Origin of the sequence: Shewanella sp. KJ2020, from assembly GCF_024197625.1 — a bacterium.
GTDB lineage: Bacteria > Pseudomonadota > Gammaproteobacteria > Enterobacterales > Shewanellaceae > Shewanella.
Genome location: NZ_JAKUKD010000024.1, coordinates 78,331 through 94,740 on the forward strand (window position 1 = coordinate 78,331; position 16,410 = coordinate 94,740).

The following is a 16,410-nucleotide window of genomic DNA, read 5'->3' on the forward strand; positions in this document are numbered from 1 at the left end:
AATTCAGCCTAATCCTGATATTAGGATCAGCTTGAGCCGGACTTAGAAGGTCATCGAAAAGTGAATGCCGGCATAGGTTTGGTCCTGTGAGCCCAAATCGCCATTGGCCGCGGCTTCTTGTTCAATATCATCCTGGGCAATGCTATGGCTAATATGCCCGCTGACACTCATATTGGGCAGCAGTTGGTAGGCGGCCTCTAGGCCAAATTGTAGGTTGTTTCGGCCGTTGTGCGCTTCTGTTCGATATTTAAAATCAAATCCTTGGGTGATATATGGAGTAAGAGTGAATTGCTCAGTGATATTCCAGTAACTGTGTAAACTCGCCTCGATTAAGTAACCCGCAGCCTCGGTGGAATAGACATAACTCACTGAGGGTACAAGCCATGGTGTGGCCGTGTACGCAAGCTCGGTAAAAAATTCGTTATCTTGGCAGCGGATGCTGCTGTAACCTTCAATGCGTTGATATCCCAGATTGGCTTCTAGGTTGTCAGTCAAATTCAAGCGATATTCGAGGCCGATATTCCACTCTGTGTAGGCTTGGCTATCGCCGCGGCCGACTAAGGCATAGGTGGTTAGATTGCCATATTGGACCGAGGCGTTTAGCCAATAGATGCCACCCTGTGATAAATTATTTCGCCCTTGGGAGATGTATTTACTGTCCCAGCCTAAATCCAAATTTATTGCCCAAGGCTCAATAGGTTGAGTCTGCAATGTGGCACTCGAAACGCTCTCTTTTTGGGATAGGCTTTCATTCGCGCTTGAGGTTTGGCTAAGAAATAACAGACCTAAGGTGCAGAGTGTGCGAGTGATGGAGTTGACTGAGCTGGTGGTCATAGGTTTGCCAATCAGGCTAACGATGTGGATTTGGTGCCGATATTAACGTTGGTGAAGCCAATTGTTAATGAGAATGGATCTAATTTGCGATCAATTCATCAAGATTCACTTAGTAAATTAACTGTAAAGATTAATTGCGATCTGGCTCACTTTTTTCGGAGATGATTCTGGATAGGTGACGAGCCGAAGGCGGCAATCGGTTTTCTTGCCTTGATAAATGCGTGATCAGCCCTTATTTATTAGCTACACAGATTGTAGAGGAATCATTATGAGCAACCCTTTGCTTAACGGCGCAACATTACCGCTTTTTTCACAGATAAAACCTGAACATATTCAAGTTGCCGTTGAGCATGCCCTTGCTCAGTGCCGCGCTAAGATTGATGAAGTGCTGCAACACCAAGGTCCCTACACTTGGGAAAATTTAGTCGCGCCACTCGAACAGGTCGACGACGAATTGAGCCAAATTTGGTCGCCTGTTTCCCATATGAATTCAGTGACTAGCACAGATGAATGGCGCGCCGCCCACGATGCTTGTTTGCCGCTATTATCGGAATACGGCACTTACGTTGGTCAACATCAAGGGTTATACGAGGCCTACAAATCCCTGCGTGCATCGGATGAGTTTGCACACTTGAGCCAAGCCCAGCAGAAGGTGATTGAACACAGTCTGCGCGATTTTGAACTCTCGGGCATTGGCTTAGACGATGCGCAAAAAATGCGTTATGGCGAAATCGTAAAGCGCCTCTCTGAACTCACCAGTGGTTTTTCGAATCAATTACTGGATGCGACCCAAGCCTGGACTAAATTGATCACGGATGAAGCCGAGCTTGCGGGCTTGCCAGAGTCTGCCAAAGCCGCCGCTAAGGCGATGGCCGAGGCCCGTGAGTTGGACGGTTGGTTATTTACCTTAGACTTCCCCTCTTATTTACCCGTGATGACCTACAGTGAAAACCGTGAGTTAAGAGAAGAGTGTTATCGCGCCTTCGTGACTCGCGCCTCGGATCAAGGCCCCAATGCCGGCGAGTTCGATAACAGCCCGCTGATGGACGAGATCCTCGCGCTGCGCCACGAACTAGCATTGTTACTGAGTTTTGATAGCTTTGCCGAAAAATCCCTCGCCACCAAAATGGCCGAAACGCCAGCGCAGGTGATGGCTTTCTTAAATGAATTAGCGCTTCGATCTAAAGATCAAGCCAAGGCGGAATTGGCGGAGTTAAGGGCCTTTGCCGAGGCGCAATACGGGGTCACTGAAATGGCCTCTTGGGACTTAAGTTTCTACGCCGAGAAGTTGCAGCATCATAAGTATGAGATTTCGCAGGAAATTTTGCGCCCCTACTTCCCTGAAGATAAAGTGCTCTCGGGCTTGTTCTACACAGTATCGCGTTTATTCGGCCTTAAAATTGTCGAGCAAAAAGACTTTGACCGTTGGCATAAAGACGTACGTTTCTTCGAGATTTTCGACGAAACCGGTGAACATAGGGGCAGCTTCTACCTCGACTTATATGCCCGCACGGGTAAACGTGGTGGCGCTTGGATGGATGACTGCCGTGTGCGCCGTCAAACTGCCCATGGATTACAAAAGCCTGTGGCCTATTTGACCTGTAATTTTAATGGCCCAGTCGATGGTAAACCTGCGCTGTTCACCCATGATGAAGTCACGACCCTGTTCCACGAGTTTGGCCATGGTATCCACCATATGCTGACCAAAATCGATGTTGCTGGCGTGTCGGGGATCAATGGTGTGCCTTGGGATGCGGTTGAATTACCAAGTCAATTTATGGAGAACTGGTGCTGGCAGGAAGAAGCCTTAGCCGAAATTTCTGGTCACTTCGAAACCGGCGAACCATTACCAAAAGCTTTGTTAGATAAGATGTTGGCGGCGAAAAACTTCCAATCGGGCATGATGATGTTGCGCCAACTCGAGTTTTCGCTGTTTGATTTTAGAATGCACCATGAATACGACCCCGCAAAAGGCGCGCGTATTCAAGAAACCTTAGACGAAGTGCGTCGTCAGGTGGCCGTATTAACGCCCCCGGACTTTAACCGTTTTCAACATGGCTTTGCCCACATTTTTGCGGGCGGTTATGCCGCGGGTTACTACAGTTACAAATGGGCCGAAGTGCTGTCGGCGGATGCGTTTTCCCGCTTCGAGGAGGAAGGGATTTTCAACCCTGAAACGGGTCGTCGCTTCCTGCACAATATCCTCGAAATGGGTGGCTCGGCCGAACCTATGGACTTGTTTAAACAGTTTATGGGACGCGAGCCGAATATCGATGCCTTGTTAAGACATTCAGGCATTGCGGCATAGACTTTATACGTAAGTAATTGCGATAAAAGATAAACTTGCCCATCTTAACGGGCTGGTTATCTCAGAACAATGAGCTTAGTTGAACGATAAAAAGACGCCTTATGGCGTCTTTTTTGTGATCTGATTCACGCTTGCCCTGTGGTATGACCTCTGTTAGCCTGTGGCTCTTATTTTAAGGGCGACTGGTTATGAATCTGTATTTTCGTTTGTTTTGGTTATTATTTTGGCGTACGCGCCATTGTCGTAAGATCGATTTTCTAGGGACAAGTCGTATCACTTATCGTGCTTTACCGAGTGATTGCGATATCAATTTCCATCTGACTAATTCCCGCTATCCCGCATTTATGGATTTGGCGCGAACCTATATGTTGGCCGAGATGGGTCTGCTAAAACGTTTCTTAAAGTTAAAGTGGATGCCGATAGTTAACGCCGCCGAATTTACCTATATTCGTGATATCAAGCCGTTAAAAACCTTTGAGATTGAAACCAAAGTCGTCGGTTGGGATGAAAAATATTTCTATATCGAACAGCGTTTTGTGAGCGAGCGTGGCCTGCATTGTATTGTGCATGTGCGCGGTGTGTTTGTGTGCCAAGGTAAGCAAGTACCGCTCGATGTGTTAGTGAAAGAAGCGGGTTATACCGATCCTGCCCCCGAATTGCCGCCAGAAGTGCTGAAGTGGAAAGCATTTTTGCAATTGAAGAAAGAGCGCAATATGTGATGCGACTGGAGCATAGCTTAGGCTAAGGAATGCTCCTCAAGCCTGTATCTTCCTCCATCTCTGCGAGTAGCACTTCCTCAAGCACTAACATCCACGCACCACGCAGTTGCGCTTGCTGCCAGTAACGGACTAATTCATCTAATTCCAATAAATTCAAATGTTTAAAACTATAACTTAAACAGGGGATGAGCGCGCAGTCGGCTAAGGTAAAACTATCGCCACAGACCCAATGGTTTTGAGCTAAATGGGTATCTAAGCGTTTAAATTGTGTGAGCATTTGCTTTTCAATTTGTTTGATTTCAAATTCCCGTTTTTCGTCGGAATGTTTTAATTTTTCTAATTGAAACAATTGATTACTTATGTCGCCATCGATAATTCTATCGAATAGTCTCACCTGCAGATTGCGCTGTGATTCCTGCGGGAGAAGCTGAGTACCGTGGGTAAAATGCCTGTCTAAATACTCGATAATAATGCTGGATTCAGGAATTAATGCGCCATCTTGTGTTTTAAGCAGGGGCAATTTAGCCGGGGGATAAAAATGCTGAAATGCTTTTCTCGGCAATGGGTCGCGTAAGTCAGTGATACGTGGATAGAAATTCGCTTGTTTTTCATAGAGTGCGATCAGCACTTTCTGTGAATAACGCGATAATGGATGATAAAAAAGCTCCATAGACACCAACTCCAACTCCAGCATTTTACTGACTTTACGCCTTAACTTTAGTCGCAATTAACGCGCTTGCTGTAAGAGTTTTCCTAAAAAATGCAGGAATAAATACAATTTTTCGCGGTAAAGCCAAATGATCCATCAAGGGTAAAAATCGGTATTATTAACAACAGATCAAAAGTGTCGGGATTAAATCATTTTAAAGGTAATAATATGAGCCAGTTAGAGCGTTTTTCATCCATTTATGCCAGAGCCAGTGAGCGTAAAGGCGGGCCTGCGGGACTCGAAGCCTTGTTATCTGGTTGCCAGTCCGATGATGAAATTCGCCAGTATCGGGATGCTGAATTATTGTCAGCGATGAGTCGGCAGGTGTTTCAAAGTGGCTTTGTATGGCGGGTGGTTGTTAATAAATGGCCTGAGTATGAAAAATCATTCTTTGGGTTCGAACCGCATAAAGTGTTGATGTTATCCCCTGAACAAATTCAAGCGCGGGCGAGTGATGCGAAGCTGATCCGTCATTTAAAAAAGACCCAAGCCATTTATGACAACGCCTTAATGATCCACGATGTTGCTCAGGAACATGGCAGCTTAGCGCAGCTGATCGCCGCTTGGCCGACTCAGGATATTATCGGCTTATGGGCACTGTTAAAGAAACGCGGCACCCGACTGGGCGGCAACACTGGTCCTTATTTTCTGCGGGCTATTGGCAAAGATACCTTCTTGTTAACCGATGATGTGCAAGGTTATTTTAAAACTCACAAGTTAGTCGATGCGGGCTTTACGTCGCAGACTGCGCTTAAACAAGTGCAAGCCGTTTTTAATCAGTGGCAACAGGAATCGGGTCGCTGTTTAGCCGACATCAGTCGTATTTTGGCTTGCAGCGTGGGGGATAATCGTATTTAGGATTTTAGTTTGAGTTTATGGTCGATATTGATTGTGCTGGCTTGGTAACGGAGATCAAAATTCAGCCCGTAGAATACGTTACTCAGACCTAAGTTCCAGTGTCCCTAACCTTCACCCCTTAAGTCTTGATAATCATCATCTCATGATTATTTCAAATGATTGGGAGTTGTTAGCGCACCGTTATCGTAAAAATAACTTGCGAATAGCCGTGATGCTTGGAATGAACCCTTCACGAAAATATGCGAATGAATATGAACAAATGCCTTTAAGCGAGGAATGATTCGCTTTGTAAGCAATATTTGTCATTAAAGAAGTGTTATTTGTGGGAATATGGGTTTCATTTAATGGGGCATAAAAGCCAGATTCAAGTTTGCCCTAAATTGGGCTTACCACTAAAATGGCGGGTTCGAAGGTTTTAGTGCAAATCATATGCGTGATTGCTTGTGAAACTCTTATCGAAACAGGCAAATAAACTCATGTTTGTCGTCGTTTGAAGGTTATCGATAAGCATTTTTACCGGGTCACGAGCTAAATGGAGCAAATTTGCAACATTTTCGCTATAGAGTCGGCAGTTAATATGCTTTAGATTCTATATTTCTAACAACCTTTGCCATTGTTTACATACTGTTTAAATGGAATAACAACGGATTGAATTTTGTATGACTCGAAGGGTAAATCTTTTCATTAGTTTACACTTTAGTTGGCTAATCTTCCTTGTTGATCCCAATAGGGTATGCGATAAATAACGGATTTGATTTTAGTTATTATTACGGCCATATCTGCACAAATAAGTGTGTTGATATGTAGGTCGTTCATCTTTGAAGGAGTTCTCATGCGGCAGACAATTAAACTTGCCTCAGTTATAAGCGTGGCGTTATGGATGGCAGCTTGCAGTCCCCAAGAGGAAAAAGCCCATGCAGGCGCTGGGTCGCAGAGCATGGAAGTGGGAATTCTGAATGTTGTCGCTAAGCCGCAGGTGATCCAAGTAGAGTTACCTGGGCGGAGTAAGGCTTTCCTCGAGGCAGAGGTTCGCCCACAGGTGAGTGGCATTATCACTAAGCGTAGCTTTGTTGAAGGCGGAACTGTTAAACAGGGTGAGTCATTGTATCAAATTGATTCTGCTACCTATAAAGCCGCACTCGTGAGTGCTAATGCGGATTTAGCAAGAGCGAATGCGAGTTTAGCATCGGCCAAGGCTAAGGCGTCCCGTTACCAGCAACTGGTGAAAACTAACGCTATCAGTCAGCAGGACTTCGACGAAGCCGAAGCGGCTTATAAAGAAGCGCTGGCGAGTGTGACTGTGGCAGAAGCGGCAATCAATACGGCGAAAATCAATCTGCAATATACCGAAGTATTGGCGCCTATTTCCGGTCGTATTGGTAAGTCGAGTGTGACAGCCGGTGCATTGGTAACGGCAAATCAGAGCCAGACCTTGGCCACGATTCAACAACTTGATCCCATCAATGTGGATATCGCCCAATCGAGCGCCCAGTTATTGCGCCTTAAAGCCAAGTTAAAACAGGGCAAGTTACAGGCAGGGGATAACGCCGATGTGCAGTTATTACTCGAGGACGGTTCTATTTATGCTTACCCAGGCAAGCTGCAATTTGCTGAGGTGAGCGTCGATGAAAATACCGGTTCGGTGATCCTGCGTGCCGAGTTCCCTAACCCTGAAGGTATCCTATTACCGGGTATGTATGTCCGCGCTATGTTAAATGCGGGGACAGATCCCCAGGCAATTATGATCCCGCAAAAAGCGGTTACCCGTAACTCTAAGGGTGATGCTGTGGCTATGGTTGTTAATGATCAAGGGCTAGTAGAAGCGAGAACTGTGACTACTGCGGAAGTGATCAATAATCAGTGGCGCATTACCGCGGGTCTTGCTGAGGGGGATAAGTTGATTGTGGAAGGATTGCAAAAAATCCGTCCAGGTGCGCCTGTAACCCCAAAAGTTATTTCTGAAACGCAAGCACAATAGGGCATAGCTATGGCACGTTTTTTTATTGATCGCCCCATCTTTGCGTGGGTGATCGCCTTAATTATTATGCTGGCAGGGGTGTTATCTATCCTTGGGTTACCAGTATCCCAGTATCCGAGCATTGCGCCACCGACAGTGGTGATCAGTGCTAACTACCCTGGTGCATCCGCTAAGATTGTTGAAGACTCAGTGACACAGGTGATTGAGCAGCGCATGAAGGGGATTGACCATTTACGTTATATCGCCTCTACCAGTGATAGTTTTGGTAATGCTGAAATCACTTTGACCTTCAATGCCGAAGCCGATCCAGATATTGCTCAGGTACAAGTACAGAACAAATTGCAGGGTGCAATGACCCTGTTACCCCAGGAAGTTCAGGCTCAAGGGGTGAACGTTAACAAGTCCAGTTCTGGCTTCTTAATGGTATTAGGCTTTGTGTCTAGCGATGGTTCATTGGATAAAAACGACATTGCGGATTACGTTGGTTCTAATGTTCAAGACCCAATGAGCCGTGTGCCTGGTGTGGGTGAAATCCAATTATTTGGTGCGCAGTATGCGATGCGCATATGGTTAGATCCGTTAAAACTCACCCAATACAACCTGACTAGCATAGATGTTATCTCTGCCATTCGTTCGCAAAACGCGCAGGTGTCGGCGGGACAATTAGGCGGCACTCCATCGATTCAAGGCCAGGAACTGAATGCGACGGTATCGGCGCAGAGTCGCTTACAAACGCCGGAAGAGTTTCGCAAGATTATCCTTAAATCGGATACATCGGGTGCAAACGTATTCTTAGGTGATGTGGCTCGTGTCGAGTTAGGTTCTGAAAGTTATGCGGTTGTTTCGCTATACAATGGTAAACCTGCAACAGGTTTAGCGATTAAATTAGCAACAGGTGCAAACGCCCTCGATACGGCGGAAGCAGTACGGGCAAAAATTGATGAGATGCAACCCTTCTTCCCCCAGGGCTTAGAAGTTGTTTATCCTTACGATACAACGCCTTTCGTGGAGCAATCGATTGAGGGCGTGGTGCACACTCTGCTTGAGGCAATCGTGCTGGTGTTTGTCATCATGTACCTGTTCCTGCAGAACTTCCGTGCAACCTTGATCCCGACGATTGCCGTACCTGTGGTACTGCTGGGGACGTTTGCGATTCTGTCTTTAGCGGGTTTCTCGATTAACACACTCACCATGTTCGCTATGGTACTCGCCATCGGTTTGTTGGTGGACGATGCGATTGTGGTGGTGGAAAACGTCGAGCGGGTTATGTCCGAGGAGGGCTTGAGTCCACTCGAGGCGACGCGTAAGTCAATGGATCAAATTACCGGCGCCTTGGTGGGTATCGGCTTGACGCTGTCGGCCGTATTCGTGCCTATGGCCTTTATGTCGGGTTCAACCGGGGTGATTTACCGTCAGTTCTCTATCACTATTGTGTCTGCAATGGCGCTATCGGTACTGGTGGCCTTGATTTTAACCCCAGCACTCTGTGCGACTATGTTAAAACCCCTCAAGAAGGGCCATGGCCATATTGAAACGGGTTTCTTTGGTTGGTTTAACCGTAGTTTTGATAGGCTGACCAGCCGTTATGAGGCTAGCGTTGCAGGGATCATTAAGCGCAGCTTTAGGGTGATGATGATTTATGTGGTGCTTGTCATTGCCGTGGGTTGGATCTTTATTCGTATGCCTACCGCATTCTTACCCGATGAAGACCAAGGTATTTTATTTACTCAGGCTATTTTGCCGACCAACTCAACCCAAGAAAGCACATTGAAAGTGTTAGAGAAAGTCTCTGATCACTTTATGGCTGAGGAAGGCGTGAGATCGGTATTTAGCGTGGCGGGCTTCAGTTTTGCCGGTCAAGGGCAAAACATGGGTATCGCGTTCGTGGGCTTGAAGGACTGGTCTGAGCGTGAAGCGCCAGGCATGGACGTGCAGTCCATTGCGGGCCGTGCTATGGGCGTATTTAGCCAGATGAAGGAAGCGTTTGTGTTTGCCTTCGTACCGCCAGCGGTAATCGAGTTAGGTACGGCGAACGGTTTTGACATGTATCTACAGGATAAAAACGGTCAAGGTCACGACAAGTTACTCGCAGCGCGTAATCAAATGCTCGGCATGGCGGCACAAAATCCCAACCTAGTGGGTGTTCGCCCTAACGGTCAGGAAGATGCGCCAATTTATCAATTACATGTTGATCATGCGAAGTTGAGCGCACTCGGTGTTGAAATTGCTAACGTGAACAGCGTATTAGCAACGGCTTGGGGTGGTTCCTATGTGAACGACTTTATCGACCGTGGCCGCGTGAAGAAAGTGTATGTGCAAGGTGATGCCCAGTATCGTATGCAACCGGGGGACTTAGACTCTTGGTATGTGCGTAACAATAAGGGTGACATGGTGCCATTCTCTGCCTTCGCCACTGGGGCGTGGGAATATGGTTCTCCCCGTTTAGAGCGTTTCAACGGCTTGCCTGCCATGAACATTCAAGGGGCAACTGCGCCAGGATTTAGTACCGGTGCGGCCATGACCATTATGGAAGACTTAGCTAAGCAGCTTCCCCCTGGTTTTGGTGTCGAGTGGAACGGCTTATCGTACGAAGAGCGCCTATCGGGTAACCAAGCGCCTGCCTTATATGCCCTGTCGATCTTAGTGGTCTTCTTGGTGCTGGCAGCACTGTATGAGAGTTGGTCTGTGCCATTTGCGGTTGTGCTCGTGGTTCCACTTGGGATTATCGGTGCCTTAATTGCCATGAATGGACGCGGCCTGCCTAACGACGTGTTCTTCCAAGTGGGTCTATTAACCACTGTGGGCTTAGCGACTAAGAATGCCATCTTGATCGTGGAATTCGCCAAAGAGTACTACGAGAAAGGTTCGGGCTTGATTGAGGCGACTCTGCATGCGGTGCGTGTGCGTTTACGCCCCATTTTGATGACGTCCCTCGCCTTTGGTTTAGGTGTGGTTCCCTTAGCCATCAGTACGGGCGTAGGCTCAGGTAGCCAAAACGCCATAGGTACAGGCGTGCTCGGCGGCATGATGAGTTCGACATTCTTAGGTATCTTCTTCGTACCGCTGTTCTTCGTGATCGTAGAGCGCATCTTTAGTAAGCGAGAGCGCAAAGCGAAAGAACAAAAGTAGACATCGGCGGAATAAGCTAAATCCTATTAAATCTAAGCCCTACAAATGTAGGGCTTTTTTATGTCTATTATCGTTATTAGGATGGATAGCTGCCTAAGTTAAGTTGGGCATATTAATGAACGATGATAACTATCAGGAGAAAAGTGATGACTGCACAAAAAATAGCTATGCATGATAAGTTAGCCAAATTAGAGAAGTCTCTTGCTAGGGGTAAATGGTATTTCATTTTAGTGATTGGCGTGCTGTATTGGGGCTGTATGACTTCACTTTTGGTTGCGGGAATCAATTACGTTATTTCTGATACGCCATTTTGGGATGCTCTAAAATTGGCACTGTATATTTACCCTGCAAGTGGCATGCTATTTGGCTGGACTCTTTGGCTGCAGTTAAATCACAGAAGAGATAAACTGCGCGCCAAATATCAATCATAATCAGTGTAGTACTGTCAGTTTTGGAGTGAAATGGTGTCATCTATGGCAAGTCTGGCGACCAAGCAACTTATCGTGGGAATGATATGCCACACCATAGCGCTGGGAATATTGGCCTATGGCGTATATGCATTTTATTGGCAGATGTTAGTGCCGCCAGAATTAACCCGCAGCGTTGCCGTAGCCGTGTTTTTTATGGGGATGGGACTCGAACCTAAGATGTTTTTCACGCCACTCAACCAAGTCGTATTGCAGGCCGAGGAGAAGACGATAAGGGCAAAAGTGCAGGGCTTAGTATTTAATTTCGGCGTTTTTCTGTTTATCTGTAGCTTTTTAATGGAATGGTTATATGACTGAGGCTAGCAATCAGTAAAAAAAATGGACTCTCGAGGAGTCCAGTATTCACGAGCAAAATTCGGTTGCTCTAATGTTGTGCAAGCTAACAATAAACGACCTTTGCTGTATCGGAGCTGAATATCGAGGGATTTCTATCCCTTAGCGGCTTATTTAGCTTAATCCCTAGACTGTTAATGCTCTGACCAGCGCTGGGAATGTCATTATTTCATTGCCTTACTTCCCGCTTTAGATGAAATTTTTGCCTATTTATGGTTAGCTGTAGCCATTAAAAACAACAATAAGCACTAAGGATGGAAGATGGACAAACTGTTATTGGGATTAGCGCTGATTTTTATCGTGACCTATCTTTGGTACGTCAGCCTAGTCAAAAAGCGCAATACCGCCCTTGAGGCGTTATCGGGTATCGATGTGCAGCTCGCTAAGCGTGCCGATCTGGTGCCCAATATCCTTAAAATCGCCAAACGATTTATGGATCATGAAAAGTCATTACTCACAGAGATCACTGAGCTGCGCGCGCAATTCACCCGCAGTTACAACAAAACTGACCCTAGCGCCGTCAAAGATCATATCGCCCAAGCCGAGCAACTGAACAGTAAAATGGGCGCGCTGATGGTCAGTGTGGAAAATTACCCCGAACTTAAATCCGACATTACTATGTTAGAGGCGATGCAAACCTACAACGAGGTTGAAGCCCATATTTCCGCCGCGAGACGTTTTTACAACTCGGCCGTTGCTGAGCTGAATACGGCGGTTGAAATTTTTCCTGGGTCGATAATTGCTTCCATGGCGAGCATTAAAGTGATGCCATTTTATGAGGTGGATGAGGCTTCCAAGGCGCCTATTGATGCCGCTGATTATCTCTAAATCCCCAACTTTTTGTGGTGGGGTCATGCCCTCAAAAAGGGCAATATAGATGAATATATTGTCCTTTCTCCTAGGTCGTCCGATTAAAGCTCAGCGGCAGCCCTCTGCATTGTCTGCGGACCCCGCCGACTTACCGCAATTAGAAGCCTATTATCAGACGCACCTTGCCCCCATAGCCATGGGATATGAAACAAAGCGGGTCGCTTGCCTCAAGGCTACCCGTAAACGCTTATATTTGAGTTTGTTGATTGTCTTAGGTCTTGTGTTATTGGCTGTGGTGGGGTGGAGTCGCGGCCTTGTTCTGTTTCCTCTGCCGCTGCTGGCGTTATTGGGCCTAAGCCTATGGAGCTTTGCTCCCACTCGACAATTTAAACGTCAGGTGCAGCAGGATATTTACCCCATCATGTTTAAGTATTTTGGCGATGACTTTATCTATAACCGCGAGATGCGTGTCGATATGAATCGGCTCGCGGCGGCGAAAGTCTTACCCAATTACGACAAAGCGAGTTTTGGTGACTATATTCACGGCCAATATAAAGGAGTAGAACTGATCGTCAATGAGCTTACTTTGACTAAGGATGTGAAGGTCGAAGAGCTGGATATCAGTACCAATAGGCGCAGAACCGTGACGCGGACGGAAACTCGATTCCGTGGGCTAGTTGTGGAGTTTAGCAGCCATAAGACCTTTATGGGTCATACTGTTGTGCTTAGGGACCGTGGCGGGTTAGCCAACTTTTTCTCCGACAGCCATGCTGGGCTTGAGCGCGTAAAACTCGAAGATCCCCTGTTTGAAAAGGAGTTTGATGTCTTTTCTACGGATCAAATAGAGTCACGCTATTTGCTCAATACGGCATTTATGGCGCGTTTACTGGAACTTGCGAAACATTTTAACGGCGAGATCCAATGCGCTTTCTTCAGAAGTAAGTTGATTATGTTCCTGCCAAATCGCCGAACCCATTTTCATATGCAGTCTATTTTCCATGGCGCGAGTTTTTCAGCAGAATTTAGCCAGCTAAACCGTGAGATGAAGCAACTCTTTGCTATTATTGAAGTACTTAAACTTAATCAATACACGGGGCTTTAATGTCGTTCACTCGTCCACAGCATACTCGTGCGTCACTCTCACTCACTCGTCAACTCGGGTTTAGCCTGTGGGTGATCTTGTTTTCGATGATGCCCTGTGTCAACGCCGAGGAAAGTGCGGCTAAACCTAAGCCTCGTATCGTAGCGCGTTATTCCGACACTGGTATCGTCAGCAGTGAAGGGCAGGAAAAAGTTAAAGTTTATCAATATCAACAGGCCAATGGGGTCACAGTATTTACCGATAAAGCCCCGAGTACCAGCCAATATCAGATCTTACTGTTCGACTGCTTTGCCTGTCGTCCTGACTCCACTATCGATTGGAATCGCATCCGGCTATTTACTCGGAATTATGATGCTTTGATCTCCCATGCGGCCCATAAACATCAACTAGAACCCGCCTTAATTCGCGCAGTGATCCATGCCGAGTCGGCCTTTAATGCCAGAGCCCTGTCGCGCACTGGCGCTATGGGGTTGATGCAATTGATGCCTGAAACGGCCAAAGAAATGGGCGTGACTAACGCGTTTGTTCCCGAGGAAAACATTTTTGGTGGCAGTAAGTATTTGGCGCAAATGCTAAAACAGTTTAATGGTGATATCACATTAGCCTGCGCCGCCTATAATGCGGGGCCAACGACTGTCACCCAATACAAGGGGGTTCCACCCTATCCCGAAACCCAAGCCTATGTTGAGCGGGTAAAAATTCTGCTAAAACGTTACCGCGGCGCTAAGGTATAGGATTCGCTACAACTATAGATTTTGAGCTTCAAAAATAAAAGCAGCGAGCCCTCTTGGGGTATTCGCTGCTCTATGCAATGGGTTAATCGTAAACCTGCCTATTCGCCCACTTCCCATTTGACTGTGACATTACCGCCTGCTTGTCCTAGGTTTTTTCCGAGATAGTCGATTAATTCAGTTGCAATTTCATCTAATTGCCAAGGTGGATTGATGATCCACAATCCCGCCGCTGTCATGCCAAATTCATCTGAGTCGGGTTTAATGGCTTGCTCAATTCTAAGCTGACGTTTAATCCCACTGCTGGCGAGGCGCGATAACATGCCCTCGGTCTGGGCGCGATTTACGACTGGATACCACAAGATAAACACCCCAGTAGCGAAACGTTTGTGCGCTTTAATCAGGGTTTCGGCGACATCTTGATAATCGGTTTTCATCTCATAGCTAGGATCGACTAGCACTAAGGCGCGGCGCTCTAATGGCGGCACAGCGGCAATAAGGCCTTTTAAACCATCACCTTTGATCACTTTAACTTGTCTGTCTTCGCAGAAATAATCGTCTAATAACACATAATCAGTGCTGTGCAGTTCGTGCAGCAGCATGCGATCCTTTGGCCCAAGCTCCATATCGATAATGGCGGGAGATCCTGGGTAGAAGTTGAGTTCTTCAGGATTTTCTTCATTAAAGTGACGCACCGCCGCGACATAGTCCTGCAGCGATTGCGGCAGGTCAGTTTTATCCCAAAGTTTAGCCACACCTTCGAGATACTCGCCCGTCTTCTGAGCAAACTCATCCGTTAAGGCATAACCACCCGCACCCGCATGGGTATCGATATACACGAGTGGTTTGTCTTTCTTATGCATTAACTGCAGGGTTTGCAGCAAAATGGCGTGTTTCAGCACATCGGCATAATTGCCGGCATGGTAACCGTGGCGGTAACTTAACATGGGGGATCCTAGTTATTTGCAAACAAAGCAAAGGGAGGCAAATGCATGTCGGCAATTATACCTAGGATGCGCTAATGCGTAAAATTAATGCCTCAGTTAGCGCTCTTTTTATGGGTAAGCCAGCGTGTGGGGGTTTGCAGTTGAAACGTTTTTAGCCAAAGTGCGGCGGGTGCTGGCTTACCAAATAGATAGCCTTGAAATTGTTCACACCCCAGTGCTGTGAGCTGTAGCAATTGGGCTTCGGTTTCGATTCTCTCTGCAATCACATTCAGCTTTAAACTCTTTGCTAGCAGAATTGCGGCGTTAACAATTTGAGTGTGGCGCTCGCTAATGCCCAGTTGGCTAACGAAGTAACGGTCGATTTTAATCGTGTCGGCACTGATATCAATCAACTGACTCAATGACGCATGGCCAGTGCCAAAATCGTCAATCGCAATCGAAACGCCCATGCGAGCTAAGGTATTTAGGCGACGGCCTGTTTCTTTGTGGGTTGAAAACACAGAGGTTTCTGTAATTTCAATTTCGAGTAATGGAATGAGTTCGGGATGATTCATATAGGTTTGAATCAACACCTTAAAGAAGCGATCCGACAGAATATCTTGCCCTGATAGGTTGAAGGCGATCCTGACCATAGGGACATTTTTTGGCCAAGAACGGATCAGTTGCAGTAACTGCCTAAGCACTTTTATCGCAAAAATCGCCTGTAATTGTGATGACTCTATAATGGGGATAAAGATGCTGGGCATGATCATACTGCCGTCTTTATCGAACATTCTGGCGAGTGCTTCAAAGCTGACAATATGGCCATCGGCCATCACTTTGGGCTGTAGCCACATTTCCAGCCTATTGTGTTTCAGTGCATCGCGGATTTTGCTTTCTTGCGAGGATGCCTCAAGTAAATTGTTAATCAAACCAACGTAATACACCATAACTGGGTTAGCTTGGGTGGTTTGTTTAATGGCAATCAAACATTGCTCGGCGGCCTGTTGTGTTGCCGATTTATGACCAGAACAGCAACCAACACGACACTCTAAATGGTACTCAATCTGTTGTTCTTGCTTTAGTTTTAAGCTTGTGGGGATGCGCTGACGCAATTGTTGTGCAAGCATCTCAGGGGAAACTAACGGTAGTTCGGTGAATTCTAGGGCAAAGGATGCACCCCTAAAGCGATATATTTTGGCCTGATGGCCAAAGCGCTCTTTAAGTTCTAAGGCAAAGGCTTTGAGGATGGCATCACCAACGCCGATCCCAAAGGCGGCGTTGATTTGGCTCAGATTATCAATTTTAACCAAGGCCACAGTCATTTCTTGATGAATCGTACTGGGGGCGGGGTTGTACCAGTGGTTCTCGTTGGGTAGGCCCGTGACTAAATCATAGAAATGTGTGCTGATATGGTGTTTTTTGAGTCGATTGAGTTCGAGCGCATGGTTGGTTTGTGCCGTGATATCGTGGCAGTGAAACAAC

General features: G+C 46.7%; 14 protein-coding genes. 10 read left to right on the forward strand and 4 right to left on the reverse strand.

Features of this window, described 5'->3' with window-relative positions; translation table 11 throughout:
• Window positions 1-42: 42 nt before the first annotated feature.
• The gene (locus MJO46_RS13490) at window positions 43-834 is read right to left on the reverse strand and encodes a hypothetical protein (RefSeq protein WP_253989740.1); all 792 of its coding nucleotides are present in this window, start codon (window positions 832-834) and stop codon (window positions 43-45) included.
• Window positions 835-1,102: 268 nt separating this feature from the next.
• Between MJO46_RS13490 and prlC the strand changes: the two genes are divergently transcribed.
• Both prlC and MJO46_RS13500 read left to right on the forward strand, forming a co-directional pair.
• Complete coding sequence (gene prlC / locus MJO46_RS13495; protein WP_253989741.1) at window positions 1,103-3,142, forward strand: oligopeptidase A; 2,040 nt, start codon at window positions 1,103-1,105, stop codon at window positions 3,140-3,142.
• A gap of 188 nt (window positions 3,143-3,330) precedes the next feature.
• Window positions 3,331-3,861 (forward strand): thioesterase family protein, encoded by a 531-nt coding sequence (locus MJO46_RS13500; RefSeq protein WP_198781537.1) that lies wholly within the window; start codon window positions 3,331-3,333, stop codon window positions 3,859-3,861.
• Window positions 3,862-3,883: 22 nt separating this feature from the next.
• Here MJO46_RS13500 and MJO46_RS13505 read toward each other — a convergent pair whose 3' ends face one another.
• Entirely contained in the window at window positions 3,884-4,531 is a 648-nt protein-coding gene (locus MJO46_RS13505; protein ID WP_253989742.1) for a glutathione S-transferase family protein, read from the reverse strand.
• A 207-nt stretch (window positions 4,532-4,738) separates the two neighbouring features.
• On the opposite strand from MJO46_RS13505, the gene MJO46_RS13510 reads away from it, so the two are divergent.
• From MJO46_RS13510 to MJO46_RS13545, 8 genes are all read left to right on the forward strand, one after another.
• Window positions 4,739-5,428 carry a DNA-3-methyladenine glycosylase I gene (locus tag MJO46_RS13510; RefSeq protein WP_253989743.1) on the forward strand — a complete coding sequence of 230 codons (690 nt, stop codon included), beginning with the start codon at window positions 4,739-4,741 and terminating at the stop codon, window positions 5,426-5,428.
• An 832-nt stretch (window positions 5,429-6,260) separates the two neighbouring features.
• Window positions 6,261-7,406 (forward strand): efflux RND transporter periplasmic adaptor subunit, encoded by a 1,146-nt coding sequence (locus MJO46_RS13515; RefSeq protein ID WP_253989744.1) that lies wholly within the window; start codon window positions 6,261-6,263, stop codon window positions 7,404-7,406.
• Window positions 7,407-7,415: 9 nt separating this feature from the next.
• Window positions 7,416-10,535: an efflux RND transporter permease subunit gene (locus tag MJO46_RS13520; RefSeq protein ID WP_253989745.1), complete on the forward strand. Its 3,120-nt coding sequence runs from the start codon at window positions 7,416-7,418 to the stop codon at window positions 10,533-10,535.
• Window positions 10,536-10,702: 167 nt separating this feature from the next.
• Window positions 10,703-10,966 carry a hypothetical protein gene (locus MJO46_RS13525; protein WP_253989753.1) on the forward strand — a complete coding sequence of 88 codons (264 nt, stop codon included), beginning with the start codon at window positions 10,703-10,705 and terminating at the stop codon, window positions 10,964-10,966.
• Window positions 10,967-11,008: 42 nt separating this feature from the next.
• The gene (locus MJO46_RS13530) at window positions 11,009-11,320 is read left to right on the forward strand and encodes a hypothetical protein (RefSeq protein WP_253989746.1); all 312 of its coding nucleotides are present in this window, start codon (window positions 11,009-11,011) and stop codon (window positions 11,318-11,320) included.
• Between the two features lie 297 nt (window positions 11,321-11,617).
• Window positions 11,618-12,184, forward strand: coding sequence for a LemA family protein (locus tag MJO46_RS13535; RefSeq protein ID WP_253989747.1), 567 nt, complete (start codon window positions 11,618-11,620; stop codon window positions 12,182-12,184).
• A gap of 49 nt (window positions 12,185-12,233) precedes the next feature.
• Window positions 12,234-13,268, forward strand: coding sequence for a DUF3137 domain-containing protein (locus MJO46_RS13540; protein ID WP_253989748.1), 1,035 nt, complete (start codon window positions 12,234-12,236; stop codon window positions 13,266-13,268).
• A complete protein-coding gene (locus tag MJO46_RS13545; RefSeq protein ID WP_253989749.1) occupies window positions 13,268-14,002 on the forward strand; it encodes a lytic transglycosylase domain-containing protein in 735 nt (244 codons plus the stop codon). The genes MJO46_RS13540 and MJO46_RS13545 overlap by 1 nt, the downstream gene beginning before the upstream one ends.
• A gap of 98 nt (window positions 14,003-14,100) precedes the next feature.
• Here MJO46_RS13545 and MJO46_RS13550 read toward each other — a convergent pair whose 3' ends face one another.
• Together MJO46_RS13550 and MJO46_RS13555 are read right to left on the reverse strand one after the other, a co-directional pair.
• The gene (locus tag MJO46_RS13550) at window positions 14,101-14,946 is read right to left on the reverse strand and encodes a 23S rRNA (adenine(2030)-N(6))-methyltransferase RlmJ (protein ID WP_253989750.1); all 846 of its coding nucleotides are present in this window, start codon (window positions 14,944-14,946) and stop codon (window positions 14,101-14,103) included.
• 92 nt (window positions 14,947-15,038) lie between these two features.
• Window positions 15,039-16,410: GGDEF domain-containing phosphodiesterase (locus MJO46_RS13555; protein WP_253989751.1), on the reverse strand; the 1,372-nt coding region annotated here is incomplete at its 5' end.